The 24107-nt window shown below is 69.3% G+C and carries 30 protein-coding genes; 11 read left to right on the top strand and 19 right to left on the bottom strand.

Translation table 11 applies throughout. From position 1 onward, the window contains the following. Positions 1–101 precede the first annotated feature (101 nt). From C461_RS03825 to C461_RS03805, 5 genes are all read left to right on the top strand, one after another. Positions 102–920 (top strand): NRDE family protein, encoded by an 819-nt coding sequence (locus tag C461_RS03825; protein WP_007998810.1) that lies wholly within the window; start codon positions 102–104, stop codon positions 918–920. A gap of 64 nt (positions 921–984) precedes the next feature. Beyond that, positions 985–1338 (top strand): helix-turn-helix transcriptional regulator, encoded by a 354-nt coding sequence (locus tag C461_RS03820; RefSeq protein WP_007998809.1) that lies wholly within the window; start codon positions 985–987, stop codon positions 1336–1338. 55 nt (positions 1339–1393) lie between these two features. Further along, positions 1394–2245, top strand: a complete 852-nt coding sequence (locus C461_RS03815) for an alanyl-tRNA editing protein (RefSeq protein ID WP_007998808.1) — start codon at positions 1394–1396, stop codon at positions 2243–2245. Between the two features lie 104 nt (positions 2246–2349). Further along, a complete protein-coding gene (locus C461_RS03810; RefSeq protein ID WP_007998807.1) occupies positions 2350–2670 on the top strand; it encodes a transcription factor S in 321 nt (106 codons plus the stop codon). 74 nt (positions 2671–2744) lie between these two features. After that, positions 2745–3320 (top strand): hypothetical protein, encoded by a 576-nt coding sequence (locus C461_RS03805; RefSeq protein WP_007998806.1) that lies wholly within the window; start codon positions 2745–2747, stop codon positions 3318–3320. 7 nt (positions 3321–3327) lie between these two features. Here the strand turns inward: C461_RS03805 and C461_RS03800 are convergent, their stop codons facing one another. The 3 genes from C461_RS03800 to C461_RS03790 form a co-directional block, all read right to left on the bottom strand. Next, the gene (locus tag C461_RS03800; protein ID WP_007998805.1) at positions 3328–3882 is read right to left on the bottom strand and encodes a DUF7332 family protein; all 555 of its coding nucleotides are present in this window, start codon (positions 3880–3882) and stop codon (positions 3328–3330) included. Positions 3883–3963: 81 nt separating this feature from the next. Then, complete coding sequence (locus C461_RS03795; RefSeq protein WP_007998804.1) at positions 3964–4335, bottom strand: methylglyoxal synthase; 372 nt, start codon at positions 4333–4335, stop codon at positions 3964–3966. Between the two features lie 97 nt (positions 4336–4432). Next, positions 4433–6358 (bottom strand): beta-CASP ribonuclease aCPSF1, encoded by a 1926-nt coding sequence (locus tag C461_RS03790; RefSeq protein ID WP_007998803.1) that lies wholly within the window; start codon positions 6356–6358, stop codon positions 4433–4435. 228 nt (positions 6359–6586) lie between these two features. Between C461_RS03790 and C461_RS03785 the strand changes: the two genes are divergently transcribed. Further along, complete coding sequence (locus C461_RS03785; RefSeq protein ID WP_007998802.1) at positions 6587–7117, top strand: hypothetical protein; 531 nt, start codon at positions 6587–6589, stop codon at positions 7115–7117. A 48-nt stretch (positions 7118–7165) separates the two neighbouring features. Here C461_RS03785 and C461_RS03780 read toward each other — a convergent pair whose 3' ends face one another. The 6 genes from C461_RS03780 to C461_RS03755 form a co-directional block, all read right to left on the bottom strand. Continuing rightward, positions 7166–8986, bottom strand: a complete 1821-nt coding sequence (locus tag C461_RS03780) for a S8 family peptidase (RefSeq protein ID WP_049906274.1) — start codon at positions 8984–8986, stop codon at positions 7166–7168. Positions 8987–9274: 288 nt separating this feature from the next. Further along, complete coding sequence (locus C461_RS03775) at positions 9275–10180, bottom strand: SDR family oxidoreductase (protein ID WP_007998799.1); 906 nt, start codon at positions 10178–10180, stop codon at positions 9275–9277. A gap of 66 nt (positions 10181–10246) precedes the next feature. Next, positions 10247–11053 (bottom strand): archaeal proteasome endopeptidase complex subunit alpha, encoded by an 807-nt coding sequence (gene psmA / locus C461_RS03770; protein ID WP_007998797.1) that lies wholly within the window; start codon positions 11051–11053, stop codon positions 10247–10249. A 4-nt stretch (positions 11054–11057) separates the two neighbouring features. Further along, positions 11058–11537, bottom strand: a complete 480-nt coding sequence (locus C461_RS03765) for an Rpp14/Pop5 family protein (RefSeq protein WP_007998795.1) — start codon at positions 11535–11537, stop codon at positions 11058–11060. Next, positions 11534–12169: a class I SAM-dependent methyltransferase gene (locus C461_RS03760; RefSeq protein ID WP_007998793.1), complete on the bottom strand. Its 636-nt coding sequence runs from the start codon at positions 12167–12169 to the stop codon at positions 11534–11536. The genes C461_RS03765 and C461_RS03760 overlap by 4 nt, the downstream gene beginning before the upstream one ends. Beyond that, the gene (locus C461_RS03755) at positions 12153–12911 is read right to left on the bottom strand and encodes an RNase P subunit p30 family protein (protein WP_007998792.1); all 759 of its coding nucleotides are present in this window, start codon (positions 12909–12911) and stop codon (positions 12153–12155) included. Before C461_RS03755 ends, C461_RS03760 begins: the two co-directional genes overlap by 17 nt. A gap of 151 nt (positions 12912–13062) precedes the next feature. On the opposite strand from C461_RS03755, the gene C461_RS03750 reads away from it, so the two are divergent. Beyond that, positions 13063–13347 (top strand): DUF357 domain-containing protein, encoded by a 285-nt coding sequence (locus tag C461_RS03750; protein WP_007998791.1) that lies wholly within the window; start codon positions 13063–13065, stop codon positions 13345–13347. 36 nt (positions 13348–13383) lie between these two features. Here C461_RS03750 and C461_RS03745 read toward each other — a convergent pair whose 3' ends face one another. From C461_RS03745 to msrA, 10 genes are all read right to left on the bottom strand, one after another. Further along, positions 13384–13845, bottom strand: a complete 462-nt coding sequence (locus C461_RS03745) for a pyridoxamine 5'-phosphate oxidase family protein (RefSeq protein WP_007998790.1) — start codon at positions 13843–13845, stop codon at positions 13384–13386. A 96-nt stretch (positions 13846–13941) separates the two neighbouring features. Continuing rightward, positions 13942–14448, bottom strand: coding sequence for a DUF5797 family protein (locus C461_RS03740; protein WP_007998789.1), 507 nt, complete (start codon positions 14446–14448; stop codon positions 13942–13944). Between the two features lie 44 nt (positions 14449–14492). Next, a complete protein-coding gene (locus C461_RS03735) occupies positions 14493–15104 on the bottom strand; it encodes a hypothetical protein (RefSeq protein WP_007998788.1) in 612 nt (203 codons plus the stop codon). A 130-nt stretch (positions 15105–15234) separates the two neighbouring features. Continuing rightward, positions 15235–16536 (bottom strand): Asp-tRNA(Asn)/Glu-tRNA(Gln) amidotransferase subunit GatA, encoded by a 1302-nt coding sequence (gene gatA, locus C461_RS03730; RefSeq protein WP_007998787.1) that lies wholly within the window; start codon positions 16534–16536, stop codon positions 15235–15237. Further along, entirely contained in the window at positions 16537–16896 is a 360-nt protein-coding gene (gene gatC, locus C461_RS03725; RefSeq protein WP_007998785.1) for an Asp-tRNA(Asn)/Glu-tRNA(Gln) amidotransferase subunit GatC, read from the bottom strand. A gap of 99 nt (positions 16897–16995) precedes the next feature. Continuing rightward, positions 16996–17469 carry a universal stress protein gene (locus tag C461_RS03720; RefSeq protein WP_007998784.1) on the bottom strand — a complete coding sequence of 158 codons (474 nt, stop codon included), beginning with the start codon at positions 17467–17469 and terminating at the stop codon, positions 16996–16998. A gap of 106 nt (positions 17470–17575) precedes the next feature. Next, positions 17576–18088, bottom strand: coding sequence for a universal stress protein (locus C461_RS03715; protein WP_007998782.1), 513 nt, complete (start codon positions 18086–18088; stop codon positions 17576–17578). 118 nt (positions 18089–18206) lie between these two features. After that, positions 18207–19361, bottom strand: coding sequence for a pyridoxal phosphate-dependent aminotransferase (locus tag C461_RS03710; RefSeq protein ID WP_007998779.1), 1155 nt, complete (start codon positions 19359–19361; stop codon positions 18207–18209). Beyond that, a complete protein-coding gene (gene ribH, locus C461_RS03705; protein ID WP_007998777.1) occupies positions 19358–19762 on the bottom strand; it encodes a 6,7-dimethyl-8-ribityllumazine synthase in 405 nt (134 codons plus the stop codon). The genes C461_RS03710 and ribH overlap by 4 nt, the downstream gene beginning before the upstream one ends. Positions 19763–20168: 406 nt before the next feature. Beyond that, on the bottom strand, positions 20169–20705 hold the full coding sequence (gene msrA / locus C461_RS03700) for a peptide-methionine (S)-S-oxide reductase MsrA (RefSeq protein ID WP_007998775.1): 537 nt from the start codon (positions 20703–20705) through the stop codon (positions 20169–20171). A 221-nt stretch (positions 20706–20926) separates the two neighbouring features. On the opposite strand from msrA, the gene C461_RS03695 reads away from it, so the two are divergent. From C461_RS03695 to C461_RS03680, 4 genes are all read left to right on the top strand, one after another. Beyond that, on the top strand, positions 20927–22426 hold the full coding sequence (locus tag C461_RS03695; RefSeq protein ID WP_007998773.1) for a CRTAC1 family protein: 1500 nt from the start codon (positions 20927–20929) through the stop codon (positions 22424–22426). A gap of 98 nt (positions 22427–22524) precedes the next feature. Beyond that, positions 22525–22725 (top strand): DUF7576 family protein, encoded by a 201-nt coding sequence (locus tag C461_RS03690; RefSeq protein ID WP_007998771.1) that lies wholly within the window; start codon positions 22525–22527, stop codon positions 22723–22725. A 67-nt stretch (positions 22726–22792) separates the two neighbouring features. After that, positions 22793–23518 (top strand): ribosome assembly factor SBDS, encoded by a 726-nt coding sequence (locus C461_RS03685; RefSeq protein ID WP_007998769.1) that lies wholly within the window; start codon positions 22793–22795, stop codon positions 23516–23518. Positions 23519–23602: 84 nt separating this feature from the next. Further along, positions 23603–24100, top strand: a complete 498-nt coding sequence (locus C461_RS03680; protein WP_007998768.1) for an aminoacyl-tRNA deacylase — start codon at positions 23603–23605, stop codon at positions 24098–24100. Positions 24101–24107: the final 7 nt, after the last annotated feature.

The following is a 24107-nucleotide window of genomic DNA, read 5'->3' as shown; positions in this document are numbered from 1 at the left end:
CGACTATCGGTGCCAGTCACCAAAAGATTTCTTTTATTGTGAGTAAAGAATCCCTCCGCCCGATCGCGGGATTTTCCTCCCGGCCGACCGGAGCAGCAGTCGTGTGTACCCTCACGCTCGCGTGGCGGACGTTCGGCGACGCGCCGGTCGCGCTCGCCGCGAACCGCGACGAGGCGCTCGATCGGGCGGCGGAGCCGCCGACTGTTCGCGGCGGCCGGGAAGCGCGCGACGACGGCGAGCGATCGTACGTTGCACCCCGCGACGCCTCAGCCGGCGGCACGTGGATCGGCCTCTCCGCGTCGGGGCTCGTCGTCGCCGTCACCAACCGCTGGCTCGACGCCGACCGCGACGGCGACCGCTCGCGCGGGCTCCTCGTCCGCGACTGTCTGACGGCGGACTCGGCCGAGGCGGCCGTGCGATCGGTCGAGCGCGAGCTCGACGCCCGATCGTACGACGGGTTCAATCTCGTGCTCGCCGACGGGGCCGCGGCGTTCCTCCTCGAGTACGACGGCGGGCTCGCGATCACCCGCCTCGACCCCGGTGTCCACGTCGTCGGCAACGTCGGCGGCGTGGTCAACGGGACGGAGCGGTTCGCGATCCCGGAGCGACGCCGGGAGTTCGGCGCGGAGCGCGCGGACAGCGCGCGTCGGATCGCCGCCGCGATCGCTCCCGAGCCGGGCGAGACGAGCGACGCGTGGCTCGCTCGGGCGAGCGGCCTGCTCGCGGACCACGAGTACGGCGCGTGCCTCCACGGCGACGGGTTCGGAACGCGGTCGTTCACGCGGATCCGCACCGGCGAGACGCCGGCGTTCGCGTACGCCGACGGGCCGCCCTGTGAAACCGCGGCGGAGCCGGTGACGCTCCCGCCGGAGTTCGGCTCGGCGGCGTCGACAGCGGGTGAATCCGGGGGCTCTCGATAACGACACCTCCACCGGCGACGGCGCGGAAAGCCAGTTTTAAGCGAGTCGCGAGCGGTGATAACCCATGAGCGTTTCCGAACTCGAGGCCGACCTGTCGGACGACGAGCACGCCGGCCTCGAACTGATCCGCGAGACCGGCGGCATCCACCAGAGCGACTTCTGGAAGGAACTCGACGTTTCCTCGCGCAAGGGGAGCCGCATCGCGGAGGCGTTAGAGGACTCCGGACTCATCCAGCGCAGCGACACCGTCTACAACGGCCACAACACCTACTACCTCGAGCCCGCGGCGCGCGACCTCAATTTCTCGCTGCTGATGGCCGGTGACATGCTGTCGCCGTTCATCGGCGAGGAGGAAGTCGACGCGCAGGCCGACGCCTTCTCGCAGTGGATGATGAACCTCGCGTACGAGGAGTACTGAAGCGCCCGACGTTCGGCTCGAACCGTTTATTTCCTCGCGGCCGACTCTCTCCGGCATGACTGAGCGACTGTATCTCGCGGACGACACCGTCACGACCTTCGAAGCGACCGTCGAACGCACGCTCGACGACCGGGTCGTTCTCGACCGGACGCATTTCTACCCGACCGGCGGCGGGCAGCCACACGACACGGGAACGGTCCGCGTCGTCGACGACGAGACAGCGACCACGTGGCGCGTCGTCGACGTGGTACGAAAGGATGCGGTGTATCACACGATCGAACCAGCGACGGAGCCCGACTCGGACGCGGGACCGTTGCCGGAGCCGGGGACGCGCGTTGCCTGCGAGATCGACTCGGACCGGCGCACGGCGCACTCTCGGTACCACACCGCCCAACACCTGCTGTCGGCCTTCTTGCTCGACGAGTTCGACGCGCAGACGACCGGGAACCAGCTGTACCACGACCACGCGCACCTCGACGCGGCGTACGACCGATTCGACGGAGACGATCTCGCCCGGATCGAACGGCGACTGAACGAACTCGTCGCGGACGCCCGGCCGGTGACGAGTTACACGATGGACCGGGCCGAGGCGGAGGCGACGCTCGACACCGAGCGAACGCGGATCGACCTCCTTCCCGATTCGATCGAGGAGCTGCGGATAGTCGAGATCGGGGCCGCCGCCGGGGACGCGAACGACGAGAACGACGCGGTCGACGCGGACGCCCGGACCGACGCGGACGCCCGGACCGACGCGCCGTACGACCGAACCGCCTGCGCCGGAACTCACGTCGCCGACACCGCCGATATCGGCGAGATCGTCGTGACCGGTCGCGAGACGAAGGGGAGCGACGAGGAGCGGATTCGGTTCGTCCTCGCCGAGCACGTCGACGACGACGGCGGAGACTGACCCCGCTCTCGGCGCCGCTCGACGATCCCGCCGTCGGCGTCGCTCGTCGCGCTCCGTTCGCCGGCGATCCCGCCGTTTATATACGATCCGCGGTTGGTTCCGCCATGAAGTTCTGCGACGAGTGCGGTTCGATGATGAAATCCGGCGAGGGCGAAGACCACTGGGTGTGCGATTCCTGCGGCCACGAGATCGGACGCGAGGAGAACGACGCCGAGTGGACCACCGAGTCGCAGGTCGAGTCCGAGATTATCGACGTGAGCGACGCCGAGGACAAGGGACTCCCCAAAACGACGGCCCACTGTCCGGAGTGTGGCAACGACCAGGCGTACTGGTACATGCAGCAGATCCGGTCGGCCGACGAGTCCGAGACTCGGTTTTTCGTCTGCACCGAGTGCGAGCACAAGTGGCGCGAAGACGACCACTGACTCCGCGCCAGTTCGCGCCGCCCGCCGCGCATCCCGCGCCCCGTTTTTAATTAGCTCGGCCGTGAACGGCGACCATGGACCCGCCCGTCGTCCCGCGTGACCGGCTCGACGGCTGGCAGCGCGTCGCGGAGACGACGGACCGGCCGTTCGCCGTCGGGCCCGTCTCCGTCGACGCGAGCACGGTTCGGTACGAGCGGACGACGACGGCGCCGCCGCGGCCCTTCTTTTTCGCGAGTCGTCTCCGAATAACCCCACGGACGGCGCCGAACGCGGCGCTCACGCGACTCGTCGAGCGACAGGCGGCGGCGGGCTTTCGGGATCGACTCGCGGACCACGGTATCGGATCGATCGACCACCGCGAGGACCGGTCGATCGCGATCGACGATCCGGCGGCCTCGCGGGCGACGCTCTCGACGTTCCGGGGACGGTGTCGGACCGACGGCGGCGCCGGAAACTGCGGCTCCGCCGGTGAAGACGGCGACACCGCCGCCGCCGATGACGGGACCGTCCCCGTGGAGGCGCTGCTCGCGGTGTGGGACGCAGGCGAGTACCTGCTCGGCGGCGGCGCCTACCCCCTCTCGGAGGAGCCGGCCGCGGACCGTCGCGAACTGCTCCGGCTGATCCGCGGGGTCCGCTCGCCGGACCAGTGAGCCCGCGCTAGCACGGATCGACGCCCGCCGCCGAGGAGATCGGTGACCCCTCGTCGCGGTACTCCGAATCGCCGATCGTACCGTCGAACATCGGCAGCCGGAGCTCGTAGGTGTACAGGATATCGAACGCCTCGAAGGGGTCGAGACCGTCGGCGATGGCCTCGCGGGCGGTCAGCCGGACGCCCGCGGCGAGCGTGACGATCCGATCGTCGCCGACCGCACCAGCCGCCTCAACCCCGAACTCGTTGCCGACGGCGGGGTCTGTGAGCACCGAGAGGTGGACGAGCGCGTCGATCGTCGCCCCCTCGTCGCCGATCGAGATCGGGTACCCGTCGCCGGCGAAACAGCCCGTCGCCGCGGCGGATCGGTCACCGTCGGGCGCGGTCTGTGCGACCGGCCCGTACTCGCCGGAGTCGGTCGATCCGGGAGTATCGGCGACGGAGTCGGTCACGCCCGCGACGCCACCGGCGACCGCGCCGGTCGCGGCGGTCACAACGGCCGCTGCGACGAGCAGCAGCGCGATCGTCGCGACGAGCGTTCGGGTTCGCGGAGCGCGTTCCATCGGCGTGAGGTACGAGGGCGGGTAATAAAACGGCGCGGTGCTCGCTATCCGATCTGATAGCCGCGCGGTCGCTCGGTCCGCCTACGACTCGTCGAGGAGTCCGTCGACGAGCAGCTCGGCGGAGGCGACGTTCGTCGCGAGCGGCACGTCTTTCACGTCGCACACGCGCAACAGCGCGGAGATGTCCGGCTCGTGAGCCTGCGCCGTAAGGGGATCGCGGAGGAAGACGACGCCGTCGATCGCGTCGTCGGCGATCATCCCTCCGATCTGGAGGTCGCCGCCGTACGGGCCGGAGGCCTGTCGGTTCACCGCGAGTCCGGTCTCGTCAGTGATCCGCTTTCCCGTGGTCCCCGTCGTGACGAGTTCGCAGTCGGCGAACGCGGCGGCGTGAGCGGTGACGAACTCGACCATCTCGTCTTTTAACTCGTCGTGAGCGATGAGCGCGAGGCGCATGTCGCGACGTTGCCGCGGCGCCGCTTAAAAACTCGCGTCGGCGCAACGGCGATTCGATGACGGGACGAGACGGCAGAAGTAGTGTCGCTCCCGACGACTACTTGAACCGGAACGTCTCCAGGTTCTTCGGCGCGAACGTCCGCATGTTGTAGTCGTGGTACAGCGCCGACGAGAGGTCCTGCACGGAGCGCTCGTCGCCGTGGACACACAGCACCTTCTCGGGGCGCGGGTTCATCGTTTTCACGAAGTTCTCCAGTCCCTGTCGGTCGGCGTGCCCGGAGAACCCGTCCACGACTTCCGTTCCCATCTGGAGAGTGAGGGTGTCGCCGCGGCCGCCGCCGCCCCAGCCGTCGACCGGGATCTCGTCCCAGCCGTTCTGGATCCGGCGACCGAGCGTCCCCTGCGCCTGGTACCCGACGAACACGAGGTTCGAGTCCGGGTCGGGACCGATGTGGCGGAGCCACGACATGATCGGGCCGCCCTCGATCATCCCGGAGGTGGAGATGATGATACACTGGTCGCCGTCGGCGACCTCCTGCCGCTCGTCCTCGCCGGCGTCGATGTGGTTGAACTGGTCGGCGAGGAACGGGTTCTCGTCGTCGTGGAAGATGCGATCGCGGAGGTCGTCGCGGAGGTACTCGGGGTACGTCGTGTGAATCGCGGTCGCCTCCCAGATCATCCCGTCGAGGTGGACCGGCATCTGCGGGATCTCCCCTTCGCGCATCGCCTCCTCCAAGACGAGCATGATCTCTTGGGAACGACCCACGGCGAACGCCGGGATGAGGACCTTCCCGCCCTGCTCGTACGTCTCGTTGATGACCTCCTTGAGCGCCTCCTCGGAGTCCTCTTGGTCGGTCTGGTAGTCGTCGCGGCCGCCGTACGTCGACTCCAAGACGAGCGTTTCGACGCGCGGGAAGTCGTTGACGGCGCCGTTGAACAGGCGAGTGTCCTCGTAGTGGATGTCGCCGGAGAACGCGACGTTGTAGAGGCCGTCGCCGATGTGGAAGTGGGTGACAGAGCTGCCGAGAATGTGGCCCGCGTTGTGGAAGGTGAGCTTCACGTCGGGAGCGATGTCGGTGACGTCGCCGTACTCCAGCGGGATGGTGTGTTTGATCGCCTCGCGGACCTGCGACGACTCGTACGGGGGCGTTCGCCCGTCTTTGGCGGCGACGTCGAGGTAGTCGAGCGTGAGCAGCCCCATCAGGTCGCGGGTCGGCTCGGTGGTGTAAATCGGGCCGTCGTAGCCGTATTTAAATAGAAGCGGGAGCAGCGCCGAGTGGTCGAGGTGGGCGTGCGTCAGGATGACCGCGTCTATCGTCGCCGCGCCGGCGCCGAGCGCCTCGGGAACTTGGAGGTAGGGGACCTCGCCTTCGGCGCCGGGCTTGTCGCCGCAGTCGATGAGGATGCGGGTTTCCGGCGTCGAGAGGATGAAGGCGGCGCGGCCGACCTCGCGGCAGCAGCCGAGCGTCGTGATCCGGACCCACTCGTCGTCGGACATCTCCTCGCGGTGGATCTGTCGGCCGACGCGTTCGAGGATGTCGCGCCGCTCCTCGCGTTCGTTTTTCAGGAAGCCGCGCACGTTCGAGACGGTGGAAGACTCGATCGGGGGCGTGCGGACGACTTCGGGCGTCCAGCCGACTTCTTGGGTGATCTCCCGGAGAGTGGAGCCGCGACGGCCGATCACCATTCCCGGCTTCTGCGCCTCGATGACGACTTCACCGGTGTCCTCGTGGAAGTCGAGGTCCGTGACGCCGGCCTCTTCCGGAATGACCTTGCGGACGGCTTCCTCCGCGCGTGCCGGCGGAGAGAGGGCGCTCGGGTCGGGGCGAACCGTGATTCGTTTCCGGAGCTTGGAGGCGAGCCGGCGGATGAGGTCGCCGTCGCCGGCGAACCGCTTCGGGTCGCGGGTGTACACGACCAGTTCCGGTCCCTCGTACTTGACGTCGGTGACCGTGATGTCGTTCGGAATCTCCTGTTCGATCTCTGATTTCAGGGTATCGAGTTGCTTATCGACTTGACTCATATCTTACCGCGTATCGTCGGAATCGCCGTCGCCGTCGAGTCGCGCGGCGCGTCGGGACGCGGCCCGCTGCCGAGCGGTCGACCGTGACGGGATAGGCATAGTGGTAGTACTGTCCGTAGGTGGTTCCGTGCGGGAACAGCCAGCGAAAACCCGCTTAGCTGATGCTATACCCCGCCCGTTATAAAACCCTTCGCAAAGGGCAAACCCCCTGCCGGTCAAGCGACGGGCATGCGCGTTACGCCCGACTCGGTCCGCGAGGAGCACACGTGGGTTCGCGAGCGAGCGCCGGTCGTCGTTCCCATCATCAACGACGCCAGGCGCCGCCTCGGCGAGCTGTTCGAGACGGAGGTCGACCCGGTGACCCCTGACGCCTACCGGCGCGAGGTCGACGCCGTCTTCGCGGACGGGGAGGTCGCCGTCAACGTCGCCGGTTACGTCGCCGTGCTCCGGGACCTCGACGTCGAGGGCGATTACCCCGGGTTCGTCGTCGACGAGGTGCTCGGTCGCGAACTCGCCGCGACGATCGCCGGCGGCCGACCGCTCTCGCTGCTCGCGCAGGCGACGTTCCACTTCGTCGACGTACACGTGGACGGGGACGCGAGCGCGGACGGCGCCGCGGGGACGGAACGAGGCGCGGGGACCGCCGGCGCCGACGACCTCGACGCGGCGCTCGCCGCGGGGTTCCAGACGCGGCTTCCCGGGTGGGACTGGCGGGAAGAAGAGAGTCCGTTCGCAGTCGAGAGGCGCGAACCCCGATAGCGGTCCGCCGTCGACGGCGTGTCGAACTGCGAGCGCGCTCTGACCGGCTCAGAACGACCGCGTCTCCACGGTCTCGTTTCCGGCTCCGTCGACCACTGTGAGCCTGATCTCGGTGACCGAGGTACGGCGGCTTTCGAGGTCGTGAGCGCCGGACGCGGTGTCCCCGCTAACGGTGGTGGACGCGCGGTCGACGACGTCGCCTCCCGCCGACTGCTCGCTCGTCACCGCGGCGAGGTCGCCATCCGCATCGGAGACGGCCCAGTCCACGGTGTGACGCGACCAGTTCGGATTGCTGTCGTCGGTCACGGTGAACCGGTCGATCACGGGGGCGGTATCGCCGCCGTCGGCTGTGTCCTCCTCGGCCGAAACGACCGTCGAATCGCTCGCGGACGCTCCGTCGGCGTCGGTGACCGTCAGCTCGACGGCGTACTCGTTTCCGGTGCCGTCGTCGTCCGCGGCGACGAGCCGCGTCGTGTCGCCCGCTTGCTCGCCGTCGACGGCCGCTGAAACCGTCTCTTCCAGTTCGCCGTCCGTCTCGTCGGTCAGGGAGAGTTCGACGGCGTCGAGGTTCCCGTCCGCGTCGCTCACTGTCCAGCCGACGTCGAACGCCGCGTCCGCGGTGTCCGTCGAAGCCGGCGACGCGGAGAGCGACTCGACGGTCGGAGCGGCGTTCTCGCTGTCTCCACCGTCGTCCCCGTCGAGCGCGGCGGCGACGTTGAGCCGTCCCGACCCCTGTTCGTTCGCCGCGAGTCCGACGTCGTCAGCCGCCTCTAACAGCGCGTTCCGAACCGCATCTCGTCCGGTGACCCCGCTCGCGATCACTTGCGCGGCCGCGCCGGCGACGTGCGGGCACGCCATCGACGTGCCGGAGAACTCTGCGTAGCCGTCGCGCGGAACCGTCGAGAGGGTGTCGACGCCGGGCGCCGCCAGGTCGACCTCCGGACCGGTCGAAGAGAAGTCGGCGAGGGCGTCGCTCTGGTCCGTCGCGGAGACCGCGATGACGCGTTCGTCGCGCGCCGGGAAGCCGACGCAGTCGGTACAGGGGCCGCTGTTACCGGCGGCAGCGACTATCACGATGCCCCTGTCGGCGGCGTACCGAAGCGCGTCCGCGACGACCGACGAGTCCGTGTCGGCGCCGAGGCTCATGCTCTGGACGTCGTGGCCCTGGTCGGCGGACCACTCGATTCCCGCCGCGATGTCGTCGAACGTGCCCGAGCCGTCGCAGGCGAGCACCTTGACCGCGTGCAGGGTCACGTCGGGAGCGACACCGAGCACGCCGGTCCCGTCGTCCGCGGCCGCCGCCGTCCCCGCACAGTGGGTGCCGTGATCGTTGTCGTCGTCCCACTCGGCCAGACACTCCTCGATACCGTTGCCGCCGCCGCTGGGGCCGCCGCCGCAGTTCGTCGTACACGCGGCGTCGACGGCCGCCCACCCGTCACCGAGGTTCGCTTCGAGCGTCTCGTGTTGCGCGTCGATGCCGGTGTCGATCACCGCGACGTCGACGCCGTCACCCGTGTTGCCGTCGTCGATGGCCACGTCGGCGTCAGTGAGGTCGATTCCGTACGGCGTCGTCTGCTCGAACGCGACCATCGTCCCGTTCTCTTCGACGTACCGCACGTTCGGGTTCGACGCGAGGTTGTCCGCTGCCGCCGGCGCGACCCGAATCGTGAGCGCGTCGAACGAGAACTCGCGTTTCACTTCCGCGGCCGCGCGGTTCGCCGCGTCTCGGCCCGCGTCGTTTCGGACCCCGACGTTCACCTCGACGAGGTCTCGCCCGGCGGCGCCGCCGGCGAACCCGGTCGCCCCCAATCCGCCGGCGGTCGTCAGCAGTACGTCACGTCGGCTGAACGGAATGCCATCATTTGACATGACTTTCTACTACAGTAGAGACTACTTATTTCTTTGGTGAATCAGATAAGGAATAATGAATCTGTGACAAAAAGAGAAGCGAAGATCATGAAAAAAAGTGCCCACGCCGTCGAGGGCGCCGGCGTCCGGCGGAACCGGTCTTATCGCGGCAATCGCCGGAACCGGTCTTGTCGCGGCGATCGCCGACGGTCGGTCTGACCGCCGTCAACGTCAACGTCACTGTCGACAGCGCCACCGCTGGCTGGTGGTGAGTAACACGGGCGACGACAGGAACACCGCCGACAGCGCCTACGACGTGAACTTCCGGACGAGGTCGTATCCGGCGTCGAGGACCGCGTCGGGGAGGAACCGCGCGAGCACGCCGACGCGGGCGACGGTGCCGGGTTGCACCCGCGCCGGAGGCTGCGTCGCGCTCGCCGCGTTGAGGATCGCTCCGGCGACGACCTCTGGCTCGACGGCCCCGGGGCCGTCACCTCCCATCAGCTGCGTGTCCTCGAACAGCTCGTAGAACTGCTCGTAGGCGCCGGAGCGGTCGAGTCCGTCGTCGGAGTCGGCCGCCGCGCTGGCGTCGTCCCCGTCGCCGCCCCGAGCCGGCGCGGCCTCCCGTTCCGCGCGCGTCGCGAAGTTCGTCTTCACCGGCCCGGGCTCGACGACGACCACGTCGACGCCGTGCTCCGCGACCTCGTTGCGGAGCGCGTCGGACATCGCCTCGATCGCGAACTTCGAGCCGCTGTACACTCCGCCGCCCGGGAACGCGACGCGCCCCGCGACCGACGAGACGTTGACGATCGTCCCGTCGCGCTCGCGACGCATCCCCGGCAGGACGGCCTTGATGAGCCGGTGTGGGCCGTACACGTTCACGTCGAACTGCTCGTGGACCTTCGCCGTCGGCACGTCCTCCACGGGACCGAACTGGCCGTAGCCGGCGTTGTTGATCAGCGCGTCGATAGCCCCCTCCTCGTCGAGGATCCGGTCGACGACGCGGTCGACGTCGCCCTGGTCCGTCACGTCAAGCGTCGCGAGCTCGCAGCCAGCCTCGCCGAGCGTCTCGATGTCGGCGGGGTTCCTCGCGGTCGCGTACACCGTCCATCCCTCGTCGTTGAACGCGTGCGCCGCGGCGCGACCGATACCCGACGAACAGCCGGTGATGAGTACCGTCTTCTGCACGGGTCGTCGGTCGGCCCCCGTCGGCATAACTCTCCCGGCCGGCGGTCGGTCACCGTCGGCGGCGTACAAAAAGCGGTGCGGTGGGCGGGTCGGCTACTCCTCGTCGCCCGCGTCCGCGGCGTCGTCGTCCGTCGTCGTCTCGTCGTCCTCTGCGGCCGCCTCGTCCTCGTCGACCGCCAGCAGGTCGCGGTCGTCGAGGATGGCTTCGAGTTCGTCGGTCGAGCGCTCGGTGTACCCGTCCTCGACGGTGATCGTGGCGACGCCGACGCCCTCGGGGGAGAGCTCGCCGTCGTTCGACTGCGCGAGGGTGTCGAGCGCGAGGCCCAGCGCCGCCTCCGTGGAGAGCCCCTCCTCGTACTCCGCTTCGAGGTAATCGCGGAGGTCGCTCCGGTCGGAGCCGATCGACAACGCCTGCCACTCGTAGGGCGTCCCGGAGGGGTCGGTCTCGAACAGGCGCGGCTCGCCGTTCTCGATGCCGCCGACGATCAGCGCCACCCCGAAGGGGCGCGCGCCGCCGACCTGCGTGTACTGCTGGATGTGGTCGGTGATCGTCTTCGTCAGCGTTTCGATGCCGATCGCCTCGCCGTAGCGGAGGCGGTTCACCTGCGCCTGTCGGCGGGCGAAGTCGATGAGCTGGCGGGCGTCGGCGACGTGGCCGGCGCTCGCGACGCCGACGTGGTCGTCGGCCTTGTGGAGCTTCTCGATGCTCGCCGGCTCCATCAGGCGGGAGCGGGCGCGCTTGTCGGCCGCGAGGACGACGCCGTCTTCGGCGCGCACGCCGACGCTCGCCGTCCCGCGTTTCACTGCCTCCCGAGCGTACTCGACCTGGTAGAGCCGGCCGTCGGGGGAGAAGATGGTGATGCCTCGGTCGTACGCCTGTTGTTGGGATTGGCCCTGCATGATATCACTCGATGTCGAACGCCGCCGCGCCGACGTACCCCGACTCGACTCGCACGTCGTACGCATCCTCGCGCACAACCGCGGGTCGCTCGGCGCCTTCGAACGCGACGTCTCGCTGTGTCGAATTAGCGCTCGCGCGACCCATATATCTTTCCTCACAGGCACGTACCGTCCCCGAAATCCCGCGAACGCGGATTCCGACCGGGTCGCCGTCGACGTCGCTCACGCACGCGACGGCGGCTCTCGCCTCGTCGACGTGGCCGTGACGGACGCGGACGACGGCCTCACCGACTCCGTCTCCGTGAGTGAATCGCAACAGCGTGAGGTCGGCGTCGGCGCTGCCGGCGTCGCCGACGAGGTTGCCGGCGGCGTACCACAGCGCGCGCTGGAACGCCCGCCGCCCGAGGTCGGTATCGGGCCACGTCTCGATCCCGATCGCGAGGTACCGCCACCGCGGCCGGAGGTGTTTGGGGAGGTGTTTCATGCGTCCGATCGACTCCCCTCTCCGTCGAGCCGCTCGGCGACGATCACGGCCACCTGGTCGTGGACGCGCTCGACTGCGGTCACCGCGAACCCCTCGCCCGTGAACGCCTCGACGAGGGTGCCGACGGTCGCCGGGTCGTCGACCGCGGGGCTGTAGAAGGGCGCGTCGGGGTCCGGCTCCTCGAAGAAGGCCACGTCGCCGAGGACGATCCGCCGGGCGCCGGTGTCCGCCATCACGCCGATCGCCTCGCGCTTCTCGTCGTCCGCGAGGTGGTGGAGCGCGAAGTTCGAGGTGACGACGTCGACCCGCTGGTCCGCGTCGACCTCGGGAGCCCGGAACTCGCCGTACGCGAACTCGACGTTCGCGATCCCGGCCGCCTCGGCCTTGCGACGCCCCTCGTCCATCATCCCCTCGCTGATGTCGCGAGCGAGCACGCGTTCGGCGTCGGTCGCGAGCGCGAGGGCGATAGCGCCCGTCCCGGCGCCCAGATCGAGAACGACGTCGTCGGGGTGCGGATCGGCGTGCCCGATCACCAGGTCGGCGCACGCGTGGTACGCGTCGCTCTTCGAGTCGTCGTAGGCGTCCGCCTTCTCGGAGAAGCGCGCGGCGTGCTCCTCAACGCTCCGTTTCATACCGTCCACGTCGGACCCCCGGCTCTATGAAGGCCTCGGAGCGTCGGTCCCGGTTCCGCGCGACGATGTCGCCCCACGCGCGCAGCCCGTCGCGGACCCACTCGGGGTCGAAGCCGACGGCCTCGCCCGCGGCGACCAGCTCGCGGGGCGCCCGGAGTTCGAGGTGCGAGTCCGCGTTCGCGCTGACGACGTGCGGGGCGTCGTAGTACGTCACGATCTCGCGGAGCTTCCGGAGATCGGCGAGGACTCGAACCCGCTTCCCGCCGGTGGCGCGCAAGAGCGGTCCGAAGTCGAACTCGACGTGCACGCCGTTGTCGCGGGCGGCCTTCGCGAGGACGTGGTTGAAATCGCCGCCCCCGTGCATCGGCCGCGCGAGCACGTCGATCCGCGGCTCCTCGACGGCGAACCGGTTGAGTCCGTCGTCGCCGCCGACCAGACAGACGACGGTGCGGTCGGGTCGGTAGTTGCCGACCGATCCGGAGGCGCTCGTGGCGTCGTCGACGTCGATCTCGACGGCGTCCACGACGTCGATACCGGAGTCCTCGCGAAGCGCGGCCGCGTCTCGGGGGGACGCGCCGGCATCGCTCTCGGCGCCGCCGCCGGCCGCGTCGACCCTCCCGGCCGGGTCGAGCGCGTCCCGCGTCCGGACGACGATCCCGTCGTACCCGTAGCGCGCCGCGGTGGCCGCGTGGCGGGCGACGGTCGTCTCGCCGTCGGGGTGTGCGTGAACGGCCTCGTACATGTCACCCCGTTTCGGCTCCCCCGGTATCGACGTTGCGCTTCTCGGGCGGTCGCCGTTCCGTGCGGTCGCCGCCTCGACGACGTGGCCGATCACGGCCGCGGCTCGGGCGCGAGCCCGACGGCTTTTTGCGCCGCTCCGCGGAAACACGCGCATGAGCGCCGATCTGGAGGAGAAGACGGACCGCTACGAGCGGATGCTCGCCGACGCGCTGGCGGTCGCGGAGCCGCGCCCGCCCGCCGACACCCCGCTCGGCGAGGCCGCGGCCGACGTGACGGAGATGGCCGAGTCCTACCTCGCGGACGGGCGTCACTTCCGCGAGGACGACGATCCCGTCAACGCGCTCGCGTCGTACTCGTACGGCTACGGATGGCTCGACGCCGGCGTTCGGATGGGGCTGTTCGCCGTCCCCGACGACACGGAGCTGTTCACGATGTAGGCGGAGACCGCTCCGATCCCCGCGAGACGACGTCGGTCAGCCCATCGGCGTTGACCGCCCCGTCATGGACTCGATCTCGAACCTGACGATCTTGACGTCGACGTCCTCGATGGCCTCGTCGAACACGCGGATCGGCGAGAAGTGGCGGTTGATCGCGGCGGTGTCGAACGCGCTATACTCGTCTTCGGGGAGTTCCGTGAGCCGACCGGTGACGACCACGCTCCAGGACTCGATCTCGTTCGGGTCGTCCGTCGGCTCGGTGCCGTAGACGACGTAACACGCCGTCTCTGTCGTCTCGAAGAACGCTCGCTTCGTGCTCTCCTCCGTGCTCCCGAATCGGAAGTAGAGCTCGTCGCCGTCGTAGTAGTGCGCCAGGGGGATCGCGTACGCGTCGTTCTCGCGCGACAGCGAGAGCACACCGGTGCCGGACGACTGGAGCCGCGCCTCGATCTCGGCGGCGTCCATCCCCTGCGTGTAGGCGTAGTCGATGTGTTCCATGACTAACACTACGCGAAGGGTCGGCATAAGAACACGGGCGGCCCGCAGCGCGGCGGTGGACGTTCTACCTCGGATCGGTCCGCCGTCGACGCCGCCTCACTCGGTCACTTCGACCGTGATCGAGTCGCGTTTGACGGCGAGTTTGAACGTCGGCACGGTTCGGTACACGACCTCGACGACGTTCTTGCGTTCGAGGCTCCGGAGCGCGCGCCGCACCGCGTCGACCTCGGGGTCGATGTCGTACGCCTCGCGGAGCGCGTTGAGCACGCTGACGACCGACTGCGAGCGCTCGTCCGGCCCGGCCACGACCTCGAACACCTGCGCTTCCAGCTCCGGGACGCGGATCGTCTCCGGCGCGGCGCCCCTCGCGACCGCGTCGGCCTCGATCCCGGGTTCGACGTCGACGAGGTCGTTCGCCTCGGCCGTCGACCGGATCAGGCTGTCGTCGTCGCGGTAGTAGTACTCCTTGAGGTGGGTCTCGAGGTACTGGTGGACCTCGCTGCCGCTTTCGAGCCCCCACGCGTCCTGTAGCTCGCCGTTCTTCGTCGGCTGGAGCCGGACGATGTCGGCGAGCCGGCTCCGCTCCTCGTCGGTCAACGCCATACGTGACGGTGCCGCCCCCGGCGTATTGACGTTCCGGATCGCGGCTACCGGTCTCGGTCCGTCTCAGACGGGGCATCGGTGTCCGTCTCAGACGGGGCATCGGTGTCCGTCCCAGACGGGGCGTCGGTGTCCGTCGGCGACCCCGCGATCCGATCCGCGGCGATCGTCGACAGCGGGTCGACGGTCACGGTCAGACGGGTGACGAGGAACACGAGCGGAACGAGCGACGCGAGCAGGAACGCGGCGTCGTAGGTCCACGCGAGTCCGCCGAGAACCGGCGTGATCGCGGCGCTCGACCCCGCGTGCGTGACCAGCACCGCGAGGAGCACGACGAGCCAATAGACGACGCCGCCGGCGTTCTCCGCGACCGTCTCGACGTGGTCGGTCGCCTCGGCGCGGTGCAGGCTCGTCCGCGCCAGCGAGGCGAGCCGCGGCGCGGCGTAGACGAGCAGCGCAGCGACGGCGAGCGAGAGAACCGCGGTGGCGACGGCCGCGAACGTCACCGGCGTGCGCGGAACCAGCCGGTCCATCCCCGGCAACAGCGTGAACAGGTACAACACGCCCACCAGCGCGAGCGCCGCGATGGCGACCCGGCTGGCGGAGCGAACGGTCTCGTGATCGAACCGCGTCGATACGGCGGATTCGTCTTCGGTCATGATGCACCCGAGCGAAACCGCGCCGAGAGAATAAGTCACCGAGACGCTCAACGCGCCTTTCGACCGGATTAAGCGGAGTTGGCGTGAGACGCTCGTCGGTGCCGGAGCCGGCCGCGCCACGCCTCGACAGTCACTCCTCGACCGCGCTCGCCGCGCGGATCACCGTCTCCTCGCCGAACTTCGGTCCGACGAACTGGAGCCCGACCGGGAGGCCGTCGGCCTCGCCCGCGGGCACCGAAATCGCGGGGAGGTTCGCGAGGTTGACCGGCGTCGTGTTCGCGTCCGCGAGGTACATGCGCAGCGGGTCGTCGAGGCTTTCCCCCAGCTCGAAGGGGAGCACCGGCATCGTCGGCGAGGCGATCACGTCCACGTCCGCGAAGGCGTCCTCGAAGTCCTGACGGACCCACGCGCGGGCGTCCTGGGCCTTCTGGTAGTACTTGTCGTGGTATCCCGCCGAGAGCGCGTACGTCCCAAGCAGGATCCGGCGTTTGACCTCCGCGCCGAACCCCTGCTCGCGCGTCTCCGCGAACGACTCGTTCCAGTTGCCGTCGGAGTCGGCGCGGTCACCGTATCGGACGCCGTCGAACCGCGCGAGGTTCGAGGACGCCTCCGCCATCGCGATCACGTAGTACGCCTGCACCGCGTGCTCGACCGACGGCAGCGAGATCTCGGTCGTCTCCGCGCCGCGGGCTTCAAGATCCGCGATCGCGGCCTCGACCGTCTCGACCACGCGCTCGTCGGCGCCCTCGAACAGCTCCGTGGGAACGCCGATCGCGAGCCCGTCGACGTCGCCGTCGGCGGCCGCGGCGTAGTTCGGGTCGGAGTCGGCGCCCTCCACGTCGGCGAGGTCCCGCGTCGTGCCATCGTGCGGGTCCGGTCCGGCGATCACGTCGAGCGCGGCGGCCGCCTCCTCGACGGTGCCGGCGATCGGACCGATCTGTTCGAGGGAGTTCGCGTACGCGACGAGCCCGTAACGCGAGACGAGCCCGTAGGTCGGCTTGATCCCGACGACGCCGCAGAAGGCGGCCGGACAGCGGACGGACCCGCCCGTGTCGGAGCCGAGCGCCACGTCGGCCTCGCCCGCGGCGACCGCCGCCGCCGATCCGCCGGAGGAGCCGCCGGGGACCCGCTCGGGGTCCGCGGGGTTCTTCGTGGGGCCGAACGCCGAGGTCTCCGTCGTCGTCCCCATCCCGAACTCGTCCATGTTCGCTTTGCCGACGACCGTCGCGCCGGCCTCCGTCAGCCGGTCAACGACCGTCGCGGAGTACGGCGGAACGTAGTCGGCGAGCATCTCGGAGCCGCAGGTCGTCCGAACCCCCGCCGTCGAGATGTTGTCTTTCACCGCGACCCGCGCGCCGGCGAGCGGTCCCTCGGCGTCGGCGTCGCCCTCGATCGTCGCCTCCGTGATGAACGCGTTGTAGTCCGTCGACATCTACGACACCTTGGGTCCGACGAAGAAGCCGTCCTCCGTCTCGGCCGCGTTCGACAGCGCCTCCTCCTGTGAGAGCCCGTCGCGGACCTCGTCGGGACGCATCACGTTGACGAGTTCCTCGTCGCGCTCCGTCTCCGGCACCTCGTCGAGGGCCTCGAAGTACTCCAATATCTCCGCGAACTGGTCGGTGAACGCGTCGACCTCGTCGTCGTCGAGGCGCACTCGGGCCAGGTCGGCGACGTGTCGGACCGCGTCGGCGTCGACGGCGACCGCGGCGGAATCGACGGCCGCGGCGGAGTCGCCCTCCCCGCCGTCTTCCGCCGCCCCCGCGTCACCGGTCGACTCGGACGTATCGCTCATACGTCGAGGTGTTCCGGACCGGGAGTAAGGGTTTCGGAACGGCGGACCGTTCGGGATCGAACCGCCGACCGGCCGGCGCCGAGCGGCGGCCGCCCGACGTCACTCGTCCTCGTCGGCTCGGACGGTCACCACCGGTGGGTTCGCGAGCCGCACGACCTTCTCGGAGACGCTGCCGAGCAGGTAGCGCTCCACGCCGGTGCGACCCTCGGTGCCCATCACGACGAGATCGATATCGTTCTCGTCGATGTACTCGAGGATGGCCTTGTGCGGGTTCCCCGCCCGGACGGCCGACACCGTTTTGATACCCTCGAAATCGGCCGCGAGCTCCTCGACGAACGGCGTGGCGCGCTCCTCGAGATCTCGCTTCCGGTCGTCCACGGACGGCCGGTCTTTCGCGTAGCCCTTGGGCCCAGAGATGTAGTTTCCGCCCATCCCGAGCGTGAACTGACGCATGTCGACGACGTGTAACACGTGAACAGTCGCGTCGAACGCCTCGGCCATCTCTCGTACGTGCGCTATCGCGGCCTCGGAACCGTCGCTTCCGTCCGTGGGAAACAGAATGTGGTCGTACATGTCGATGTCGAGCCAACTATTCACACGGATATATAAAACCCCACCGGCGCAGGCCGGCGAGCGTCAGGGGCGGGCACGACGGACCCGCGTGAAAGGGCCCGCGGCGTCACTCCTCCTCGTCGGCCCGGACGGTTACCACCGGCGCATCCGCCATCCGTACCACCTTCTCCGCGACGCTCCCGAGCAGGTAGCGCTCGACGCCGGTCCGACCCTGCGTTCCCATCACCACCAGGTCGACGCCGTGCTCGTCGGCGTACTCGAGGATCTCCGAGTGCGGCGTCCCCCTCACGACGGCGGTCACCACGTCGATGCCGTCGGACGATTCGGTCGACGCCCCAATGAGTTCCGCCACGTGCTCGGTGAGTCGGTCGTCGATGTCGTCGGCGTCGGGCCGCTCCTCGTGTCCGCCGAGGTAGCCCCCTTCGGCCGACTCCCCGCTCATTCCCGTCTGCTCCTCGTCGACGAAGGCCCCGCTCACGCCCAGCCCGCCCTCGCGCGTGTCGACGACGTGCAGTACGTGTACGGTCGCGTCGAACGCGGCCGCGAGCTCTCGAACGTGCGTTGCCGCCGCCTCCGACCCGGCGCTCCCGTCCGTCGGGTACAGTATAGTGTCGTACATGTTGCCAACGAATTGAAACTTCGGGAAGGAACGGTAAAAACGCTCCGCAGGTCCGCGCTCGCGGCGGATCCGTTCGTCGGACGGGTGCGGCCGGCGGACGTCGGGGGATCGGCCGTACTTACAGAAGGTCGTTCGAGACGAGTCGGTCGACCGCCTCGCGGAGTCGATCCTCGCTGGCGGCGTACGAGATGCGCGCGTGGCCGGGCGCGTTGAACGCGCTACCGGGCACGCAGGCGACCGAGGCCTCCTCGATCGCGGCCTCACACCACGCCTGGTCGTCGTCATCGACGGGGATCATCATATAAAAGGCCCCGTCGCCGACGTCGACGTCGACGCCGTGCTCGTCGAACAGATCGACGAGGAGGTCGCGGCGGGCCGCGAACGCCTGCCGCATCTCCTCGACCGACTCGTCGGTGTTCTCGAGGGCCTCGACGCCCGCGCGCTGGACGAAGTTGACCGCACAGGAGACGGAGTGCGAGTGGAGCTTGCCGGCCTGCCCGACGAAGTCGCCCTTCGCGTGGAGGTAGCCGAGCCGCCAGCCGGTCATCGAGTACGCCTTCGAGAAGCCGTTGATCGTGATCGTGCGGTCGGCCATGCCGTCGAGACTCGCCAGCGAGACGTGCTCGGCGTCGTAGACGATCTGCTCGTAGATCTCGTCGGAAATGACGGCGATGTCGTGTTCGACGGCGAGGTCGCGGACGCCCTCCAAGGCCGCCTCGGAGAAGACGGCGCCGGTCGGGTTCGACGGGGAGTTGACGACGAGCAGCTGCGTGTCGTCGGAGACCGTCTCCGCGAGCTCGTCGAGCGCGGGCTCGAGCTGGAACCCGTGCGGGGCCAAGTCGACGCGAGAGAGGTCGCCGCCGGCGAGCTTCGCCATCGCCTCGTAGGAGACCCACGCGGGGTCCAGCAGGACGACCTCGTCGCCGTCGTCGATCAGCGTCTGGAACGTCTCGTACAGCGCCTGCTTGCCGCCGGGCGTGACGATGACCTCGTCGGCGTCGGCGTCGATGCCGGTACCGCGGAGCTTCGCCGCGATCGCCTCCTTGAGCTCGGGGATCCCGTTCGAGGAGGTGTAGCCGGTGTGGCCCGCGTCGAGCGCGTCCTTGCCGGCCTCGACGACGTTCTCGGGGGTGTCGAAGTCGGGCTCGCCGACGGAGAGGTCGACGATGTCGGCCCCTTCCGCCTCCTTTTCCGCAGCGAGGTTCGATATCGCCAGCGTGGCGCTGGGCTCTACGCGTCCGATCCGCTCTGAAAAGTCGTATGCGTCAGTCATGTGAGTTCCTCCGCCAAGTCGATCGCCGCGTCGGTCGCCTCCGCGCCCTTGTCGATCCGCTCGCGCGCCTCCGCGCCGGACATCCCCGGGCCGCTCACGCCGAACGTGACGGGGGTGTCGCGGTCGAGGCTCACCGCGGTGAGCCTGTCGGCGGTCGCGCTCGCGATGACGCGGTCGTGGTCGGTGTCGCCGGTGACGATGGCGCCGACGACCGCGACGGCGTCGACCTCGTCCCGGCGCGCGAGCCGGTCGGCGGCCAGCGGGCTGTCGTACGCCCCCGGCACTGACAGTTCGTCGACGATGACGGCGTCGCGGTCGGCGGCCGCCTCACGGGCGGCGTCGGCCATCGGCTCCGTGACGGAGTCGTTGAACCGCGCCACCACCAGTCCCAGCGAGACCATACGCCCGCTCACACCGGCGGCGTCAAAGGTCTGCCGTTCGAGCGCAGGGTTGCCGGGTGAACGCGATCGAGAACCGCGGTAAGGTGGGCGAATATTACTTATAAACAGACACTGCGGTGGCGCGCTCCTCGCTCGCCGGCGCGAAGCGACGGCGACGAGAGCGCGAGGGAGTCGGTCGCCCGGAGCGGAGCGGAGGGCGGCCGACGAGGCTGGGGAGGCGTGAGGCTGTGCGGTGCGGGGCTGGAAGTCCGGTCGGGTGAGGCTTTGGAGGGGTTCGCCCTCGCTCCACCGCCAACGACCGCGTATCAATGAGCCGCAGGCGCGGTGGCGGCGCTCACCGCATCGCTGCCACCATCCGTGAGAACCGAGACCGAGGGTCTAGCGACCCTGCGCGGTCGTCCCCGCCCTACTTCGCGACCTTCGCCTCGAACTTCTCGCGGACCTTCTCCATCTTCGGTTTCGCGTGGAAGCTGCAGTAGGCGTCGTCCGGGTTCTTCGCGAAGTAGTCCTGGTGGTGCTCCTCGGCGCGGTAGAACGTCTCCAGCGGTTCGATCTCGGTGACGACGTCGTCGTCGTACTCCTCGTCGAGCGCCTCGACGTACGCCTCGGCGATCTCGCGCTGCGCGTCGTCGTGGGTCAACACGATCGAGCGGTACTGGCTGCCCACGTCGGGTCCCTGTCGGTTCAGTTGGGTCGGGTCGTGGATCTCGAAGAACGCCTCCAGCACCTCGTCGTAGGCGATCACGTCGGGATCGAACGCGACCTGCACGACCTCGGCGTGGCCGGTGGCCCCGGAGCAAACGGCTTTGTACGTCGGGTCCTCGACGTGGCCGCCGGCGTAGCCGGACGTGACCGATTCGACGCCGACGAGCTGTTCGAGCGCCGCCTCGGTACACCAGAAGCACCCACCGCCGAGCGTCGCGAGTTCGAGGGATTCGGACATGCCTCCGTGTTGGCGGCGAAGACGTATTAATGACGCGCGAGCTGCGCCACCGGCGGTGGCCTTTATAAGCGCCTCAGCGGAACCCGCGGCAGCGGCGAGGGGACTTATAAATCGGGAGCGCTTGCGAACGACGGCGACGATCAGTTGTCGGGTTTACATTTCTCGGATCGGGACTGAACCCAACCCGTGCGTTCTTATCCTCGGAGCGGTGACGGACGGCTATGTTTACCGAGCGGTCCGATCTCCTCGCCGACGCCGACCCGGTTCGCGGGTACGGGCTCGCGGTGACGCCGGGTCGGGAGGGGCCGCTCGTGTTCGTCGCGGGCTACGGCGAGCCGAACCGGCTGTACGCCCGCGACGGCGACCGGTTCGTCGACACGGCCTGCGGTATCGTCGCGGACGGCACCCGGCACGGCATGGGCGTCTGCGCCGCCGACCTCGACGCCGACGGCTGCGAGGAGGTGTACGTCCACAACTGCGCGAACGGCGTCGACGGCGGCGGCGACCCCGACCTGCTGTTGGACCGGCTCGAAGCCGACCGGTACCGCTGGACCGACGTGTTCGCGCTCGACGTGAACGCCGGGCGGCTCGACGTCCGCGCCGGGCGTTCGGTCACCGCGCTCGACCGACTCGGTACGGGCCGGTACGGGGTCGCCGTCTCGGGCTACGCCGCTCCCCTCGCCTTCTACGAACTCGGCGACGACGGCGAGATCACCGACATGGCCGACGCGGTCGGACTGGAAGTGGCCGGCGGCTGTCGGTCGCTGCTCGCGGTTCCGCCCTGCGCCGGCGAGGTCGATCTGTTCGCCGGCGTCGAACGGGGACCGAACCAGCTATTCCGCAACGAGGGAGGCCACTACAACCCGACCGACGGTGCCCCGGAGCTCGTCGACCCGACCGGGGACACCCGCGGCGCGGCGCTGGTCGACGAGGACGGATCCTTCGCGCTCGCGGTCGGCAACGAGGACGCGCCGAACCGGCTGCTCCGACGCGCGCCGGACGGCGAGTTCACCGACGTCGCGCCCCGGTCGCTGCGCGAGCCCGGTCGCGTCCGAACCGTGGTCGCCGCCGACTTCGACAACGACGGTCGGCAGGAGCTGTTCTACAACGCGCTCGGCGAACGGAACCGGCTGTTTAAGCGAGTCGACGGCGACGCCGAGCGTGCCGACGGAAACACTCTCGCCGGCACCGCCACCGGTGACACCGACGGATCATCCGTCGGCGCGGCCCCTCGCTGGCGCCGCTTCGACCCGGGGGACGCCGCCGAGCCGGACGGGTTCGGAACCGGCGCAGTCGCGGCCGATCTCGACGAGGACGGGGTTCTCGAACTCGTCGTCGTCCACGGCGAGGTCGCCGCCCAACCCGTCACCGTTTATAAATCGGACGCGGCGGCGGACGCCGGCTGGCTCCGGATCCGGCCGACGACGCGACACGGCGCCCCCGCTCGCGGCGCGGTCGTGCGACTCGAGACGACTGCGGGCGTCCAGCGCCGGACGATCGACGCCGGCGGCGGCTGCCTCTGTCAGACCGAGCCGGTGGCCCACTTCGGGCTCGGCGAAGCGGATCCCCTCCGCGTCGACGTTCGATGGCCGGACGGGCGCGAACGGACGCTGGCGGACGTGTGCGCGTCGACCGAGATCGAGATCGACCACCCGTCCCGGCGGGACGCACCGCCGGCGCGCTCCCGGCCGCTGCAGAGCGATCCCACCGCTGGGTGGTAGCCGTCGGGAGGGAGCCGCTCGGCCGACGCGAGAAGCGCCTCGCCGGCCAGAACTGCCGACCCTCGCGGGTTCAAGTATCCGCGGGCGTACCCACGAGTATGGTAGATCCGACTTCCGATCTCGAAGAGGACGTCGACGAGGAGTCCGCACCGCGCTGTGCGGTCTGCGGGGGGCCGGCACTGGGTGTCGGCCGCCGAACGGTCACTTGGGTCGACGGCGACGCGGTCCGGCACCGACACTTCTGCACGCAGGACTGCCGGGACGACTGGACCGACGAGCGCCCGTCGGCCGGGGACTGACCGACGGGGCTTCTCGGCGCGGCGGAGCGCGGGAGGCTTTTTCACCGCGGGGGTGGTAGCAAGCGATATGATATCGCTCGACGAAGCGGTCACCGCTCGACTGGAGTCGCACGGCGAACGGTTCGAGGTGTTGATCGATCCGGACGCCGCGCTCGCGATCAAACGCGGCGAGTTCGACGGCGAGCTGGAGGACGTGATCGCCGCCGAGGACGTGTTTGAGAACGCGTCGCGCGGCGATCGGCCGGCCGAAGAGGACTTAGAGACGGTGTTCGGGACGACCGACCCGCTCGCGATCATCCCCGAAGTCGTCGAGCGCGGGGAGATCCAGATCACCGCCGAGCAGCGCGAGGAGATGCTCGAGCGCAAACACAATCAGCTCGTTACCACCATCACCCGAAACGCGGTGAACCCGCAGATGGACGACTCGCCGCACCCGCCCGAGCGGATCGAACGCGCGCTGGAGGAGGCGGGGTTCCAACTCGATCCGATGGAACCGGTCGAAAACCAGGTCGACGACGCGCTCGAGGCGCTCCGTCCGGTCATCCCTATCCGCTTCGAGGAGGTCACGATGGCCGTCCAGCTCCCCGCGGACTACGCGGGATCCGGACAGGCGCAGGTGCGAGAGTTCGGCGATCTCGAACGCGAGGAGTGGCAGAACGACGGCTCGTGGGTCGGTGTCCTCACCTTCCCGGCGGGACTCCAGAACGAGCTGTACGACCTCGTCAACGAGGTCACGTCCGGCGAGGGCGACGCCCGCGTGATCAAAGACAAAGACGAGTTGCGGACGCGGTGAGCGGGCGCAGCCGATTGTGACCGATCGGCATACTACCGCATTCGGGAGGTTGATTGTGCGTCACGCCCGTCCGTACTCTCACCCATGCACGAGCGCGCGGCGGAGTTCACGGAACGAGCGCGGGATCGATACGATGTCGAGATCGACGTGTTGGAGTTCGACGCCGGGACGGAGACGGCCGCGGCGGCGGCCGACGCCGTCGGCTGTGCGACTGCGGCCATCGCGTCGACCATCGTCGTCTCTCTGTCGGGCGCGGGCGACAGTTCTGGGAGCGGTGACACGCTCGTCGCCGCCATCACGAGCGGGGCGAACCGACTGGACCTCGACGCCGTCGCCGACCACTTCGACGCGTCGGCGGCCTCGATGGCCGACCCCGGCCGGATACGCGACACCGTCGGCTGGAGCATCGGCGGGGTTCCGCCGCTCTGTCACGATGCCGCGCTGCCGACCGTTTTCGACCCGACGCTGACGGCGTACGAGACGGTGTACGGAGCCGCGGGGACGCCGAGTACGGTGTTCGCGATCGACCCCGAGACGCTCGCGGCGCTCGCCGACGCGACCGTCGTCGATCTCACCGAGTAGGACGGGA

The organism is Halorubrum aidingense JCM 13560 (genome assembly GCF_000336995.1).
GTDB lineage: Archaea > Halobacteriota > Halobacteria > Halobacteriales > Haloferacaceae > Halorubrum > Halorubrum aidingense.
The sequence above is the reverse complement of the archived record's forward strand: the minus strand, read 5'-3'. Positions and strand labels throughout refer to the sequence as shown.

Coding starts and splice junctions, on each gene's coding strand:
- C461_RS03820 (WP_007998809.1), top strand. CDS start 985: ATGAGCGTTTCCGAACTCGAGGCCGACCTGTCGGACGACGAGCACGCC.
- C461_RS03815 (WP_007998808.1), top strand. CDS start 1,394: ATGACTGAGCGACTGTATCTCGCGGACGACACCGTCACGACCTTCGAA.
- C461_RS03810 (WP_007998807.1), top strand. CDS start 2,350: ATGAAGTTCTGCGACGAGTGCGGTTCGATGATGAAATCCGGCGAGGGC.
- C461_RS03805 (WP_007998806.1), top strand. CDS start 2,745: ATGGACCCGCCCGTCGTCCCGCGTGACCGGCTCGACGGCTGGCAGCGC.
- C461_RS03800 (WP_007998805.1), bottom strand. CDS start 3,882: ATGGAACGCGCTCCGCGAACCCGAACGCTCGTCGCGACGATCGCGCTG.
- C461_RS03795 (WP_007998804.1), bottom strand. CDS start 4,335: ATGCGCCTCGCGCTCATCGCTCACGACGAGTTAAAAGACGAGATGGTC.
- C461_RS03790 (WP_007998803.1), bottom strand. CDS start 6,358: ATGAGTCAAGTCGATAAGCAACTCGATACCCTGAAATCAGAGATCGAA.
- C461_RS03785 (WP_007998802.1), top strand. CDS start 6,587: ATGCGCGTTACGCCCGACTCGGTCCGCGAGGAGCACACGTGGGTTCGC.
- C461_RS03780 (WP_049906274.1), bottom strand. CDS start 8,986: ATGTCAAATGATGGCATTCCGTTCAGCCGACGTGACGTACTGCTGACG.
- C461_RS03775 (WP_007998799.1), bottom strand. CDS start 10,180: ATGCCGACGGGGGCCGACCGACGACCCGTGCAGAAGACGGTACTCATC.
- psmA (WP_007998797.1), bottom strand. CDS start 11,053: ATGCAGGGCCAATCCCAACAACAGGCGTACGACCGAGGCATCACCATC.
- C461_RS03765 (WP_007998795.1), bottom strand. CDS start 11,537: ATGAAACACCTCCCCAAACACCTCCGGCCGCGGTGGCGGTACCTCGCG.
- C461_RS03760 (WP_007998793.1), bottom strand. CDS start 12,169: ATGAAACGGAGCGTTGAGGAGCACGCCGCGCGCTTCTCCGAGAAGGCG.
- C461_RS03755 (WP_007998792.1), bottom strand. CDS start 12,911: ATGTACGAGGCCGTTCACGCACACCCCGACGGCGAGACGACCGTCGCC.
- C461_RS03750 (WP_007998791.1), top strand. CDS start 13,063: ATGAGCGCCGATCTGGAGGAGAAGACGGACCGCTACGAGCGGATGCTC.
- C461_RS03745 (WP_007998790.1), bottom strand. CDS start 13,845: ATGGAACACATCGACTACGCCTACACGCAGGGGATGGACGCCGCCGAG.
- C461_RS03740 (WP_007998789.1), bottom strand. CDS start 14,448: ATGGCGTTGACCGACGAGGAGCGGAGCCGGCTCGCCGACATCGTCCGG.
- C461_RS03735 (WP_007998788.1), bottom strand. CDS start 15,104: ATGACCGAAGACGAATCCGCCGTATCGACGCGGTTCGATCACGAGACC.
- gatA (WP_007998787.1), bottom strand. CDS start 16,536: ATGTCGACGGACTACAACGCGTTCATCACGGAGGCGACGATCGAGGGC.
- gatC (WP_007998785.1), bottom strand. CDS start 16,896: ATGAGCGATACGTCCGAGTCGACCGGTGACGCGGGGGCGGCGGAAGAC.
- C461_RS03720 (WP_007998784.1), bottom strand. CDS start 17,469: ATGTACGACCACATTCTGTTTCCCACGGACGGAAGCGACGGTTCCGAG.
- C461_RS03715 (WP_007998782.1), bottom strand. CDS start 18,088: ATGTACGACACTATACTGTACCCGACGGACGGGAGCGCCGGGTCGGAG.
- C461_RS03710 (WP_007998779.1), bottom strand. CDS start 19,361: ATGACTGACGCATACGACTTTTCAGAGCGGATCGGACGCGTAGAGCCC.
- ribH (WP_007998777.1), bottom strand. CDS start 19,762: ATGGTCTCGCTGGGACTGGTGGTGGCGCGGTTCAACGACTCCGTCACG.
- msrA (WP_007998775.1), bottom strand. CDS start 20,705: ATGTCCGAATCCCTCGAACTCGCGACGCTCGGCGGTGGGTGCTTCTGG.
- C461_RS03695 (WP_007998773.1), top strand. CDS start 20,927: ATGTTTACCGAGCGGTCCGATCTCCTCGCCGACGCCGACCCGGTTCGC.
- C461_RS03690 (WP_007998771.1), top strand. CDS start 22,525: ATGGTAGATCCGACTTCCGATCTCGAAGAGGACGTCGACGAGGAGTCC.
- C461_RS03685 (WP_007998769.1), top strand. CDS start 22,793: ATGATATCGCTCGACGAAGCGGTCACCGCTCGACTGGAGTCGCACGGC.
- C461_RS03680 (WP_007998768.1), top strand. CDS start 23,603: ATGCACGAGCGCGCGGCGGAGTTCACGGAACGAGCGCGGGATCGATAC.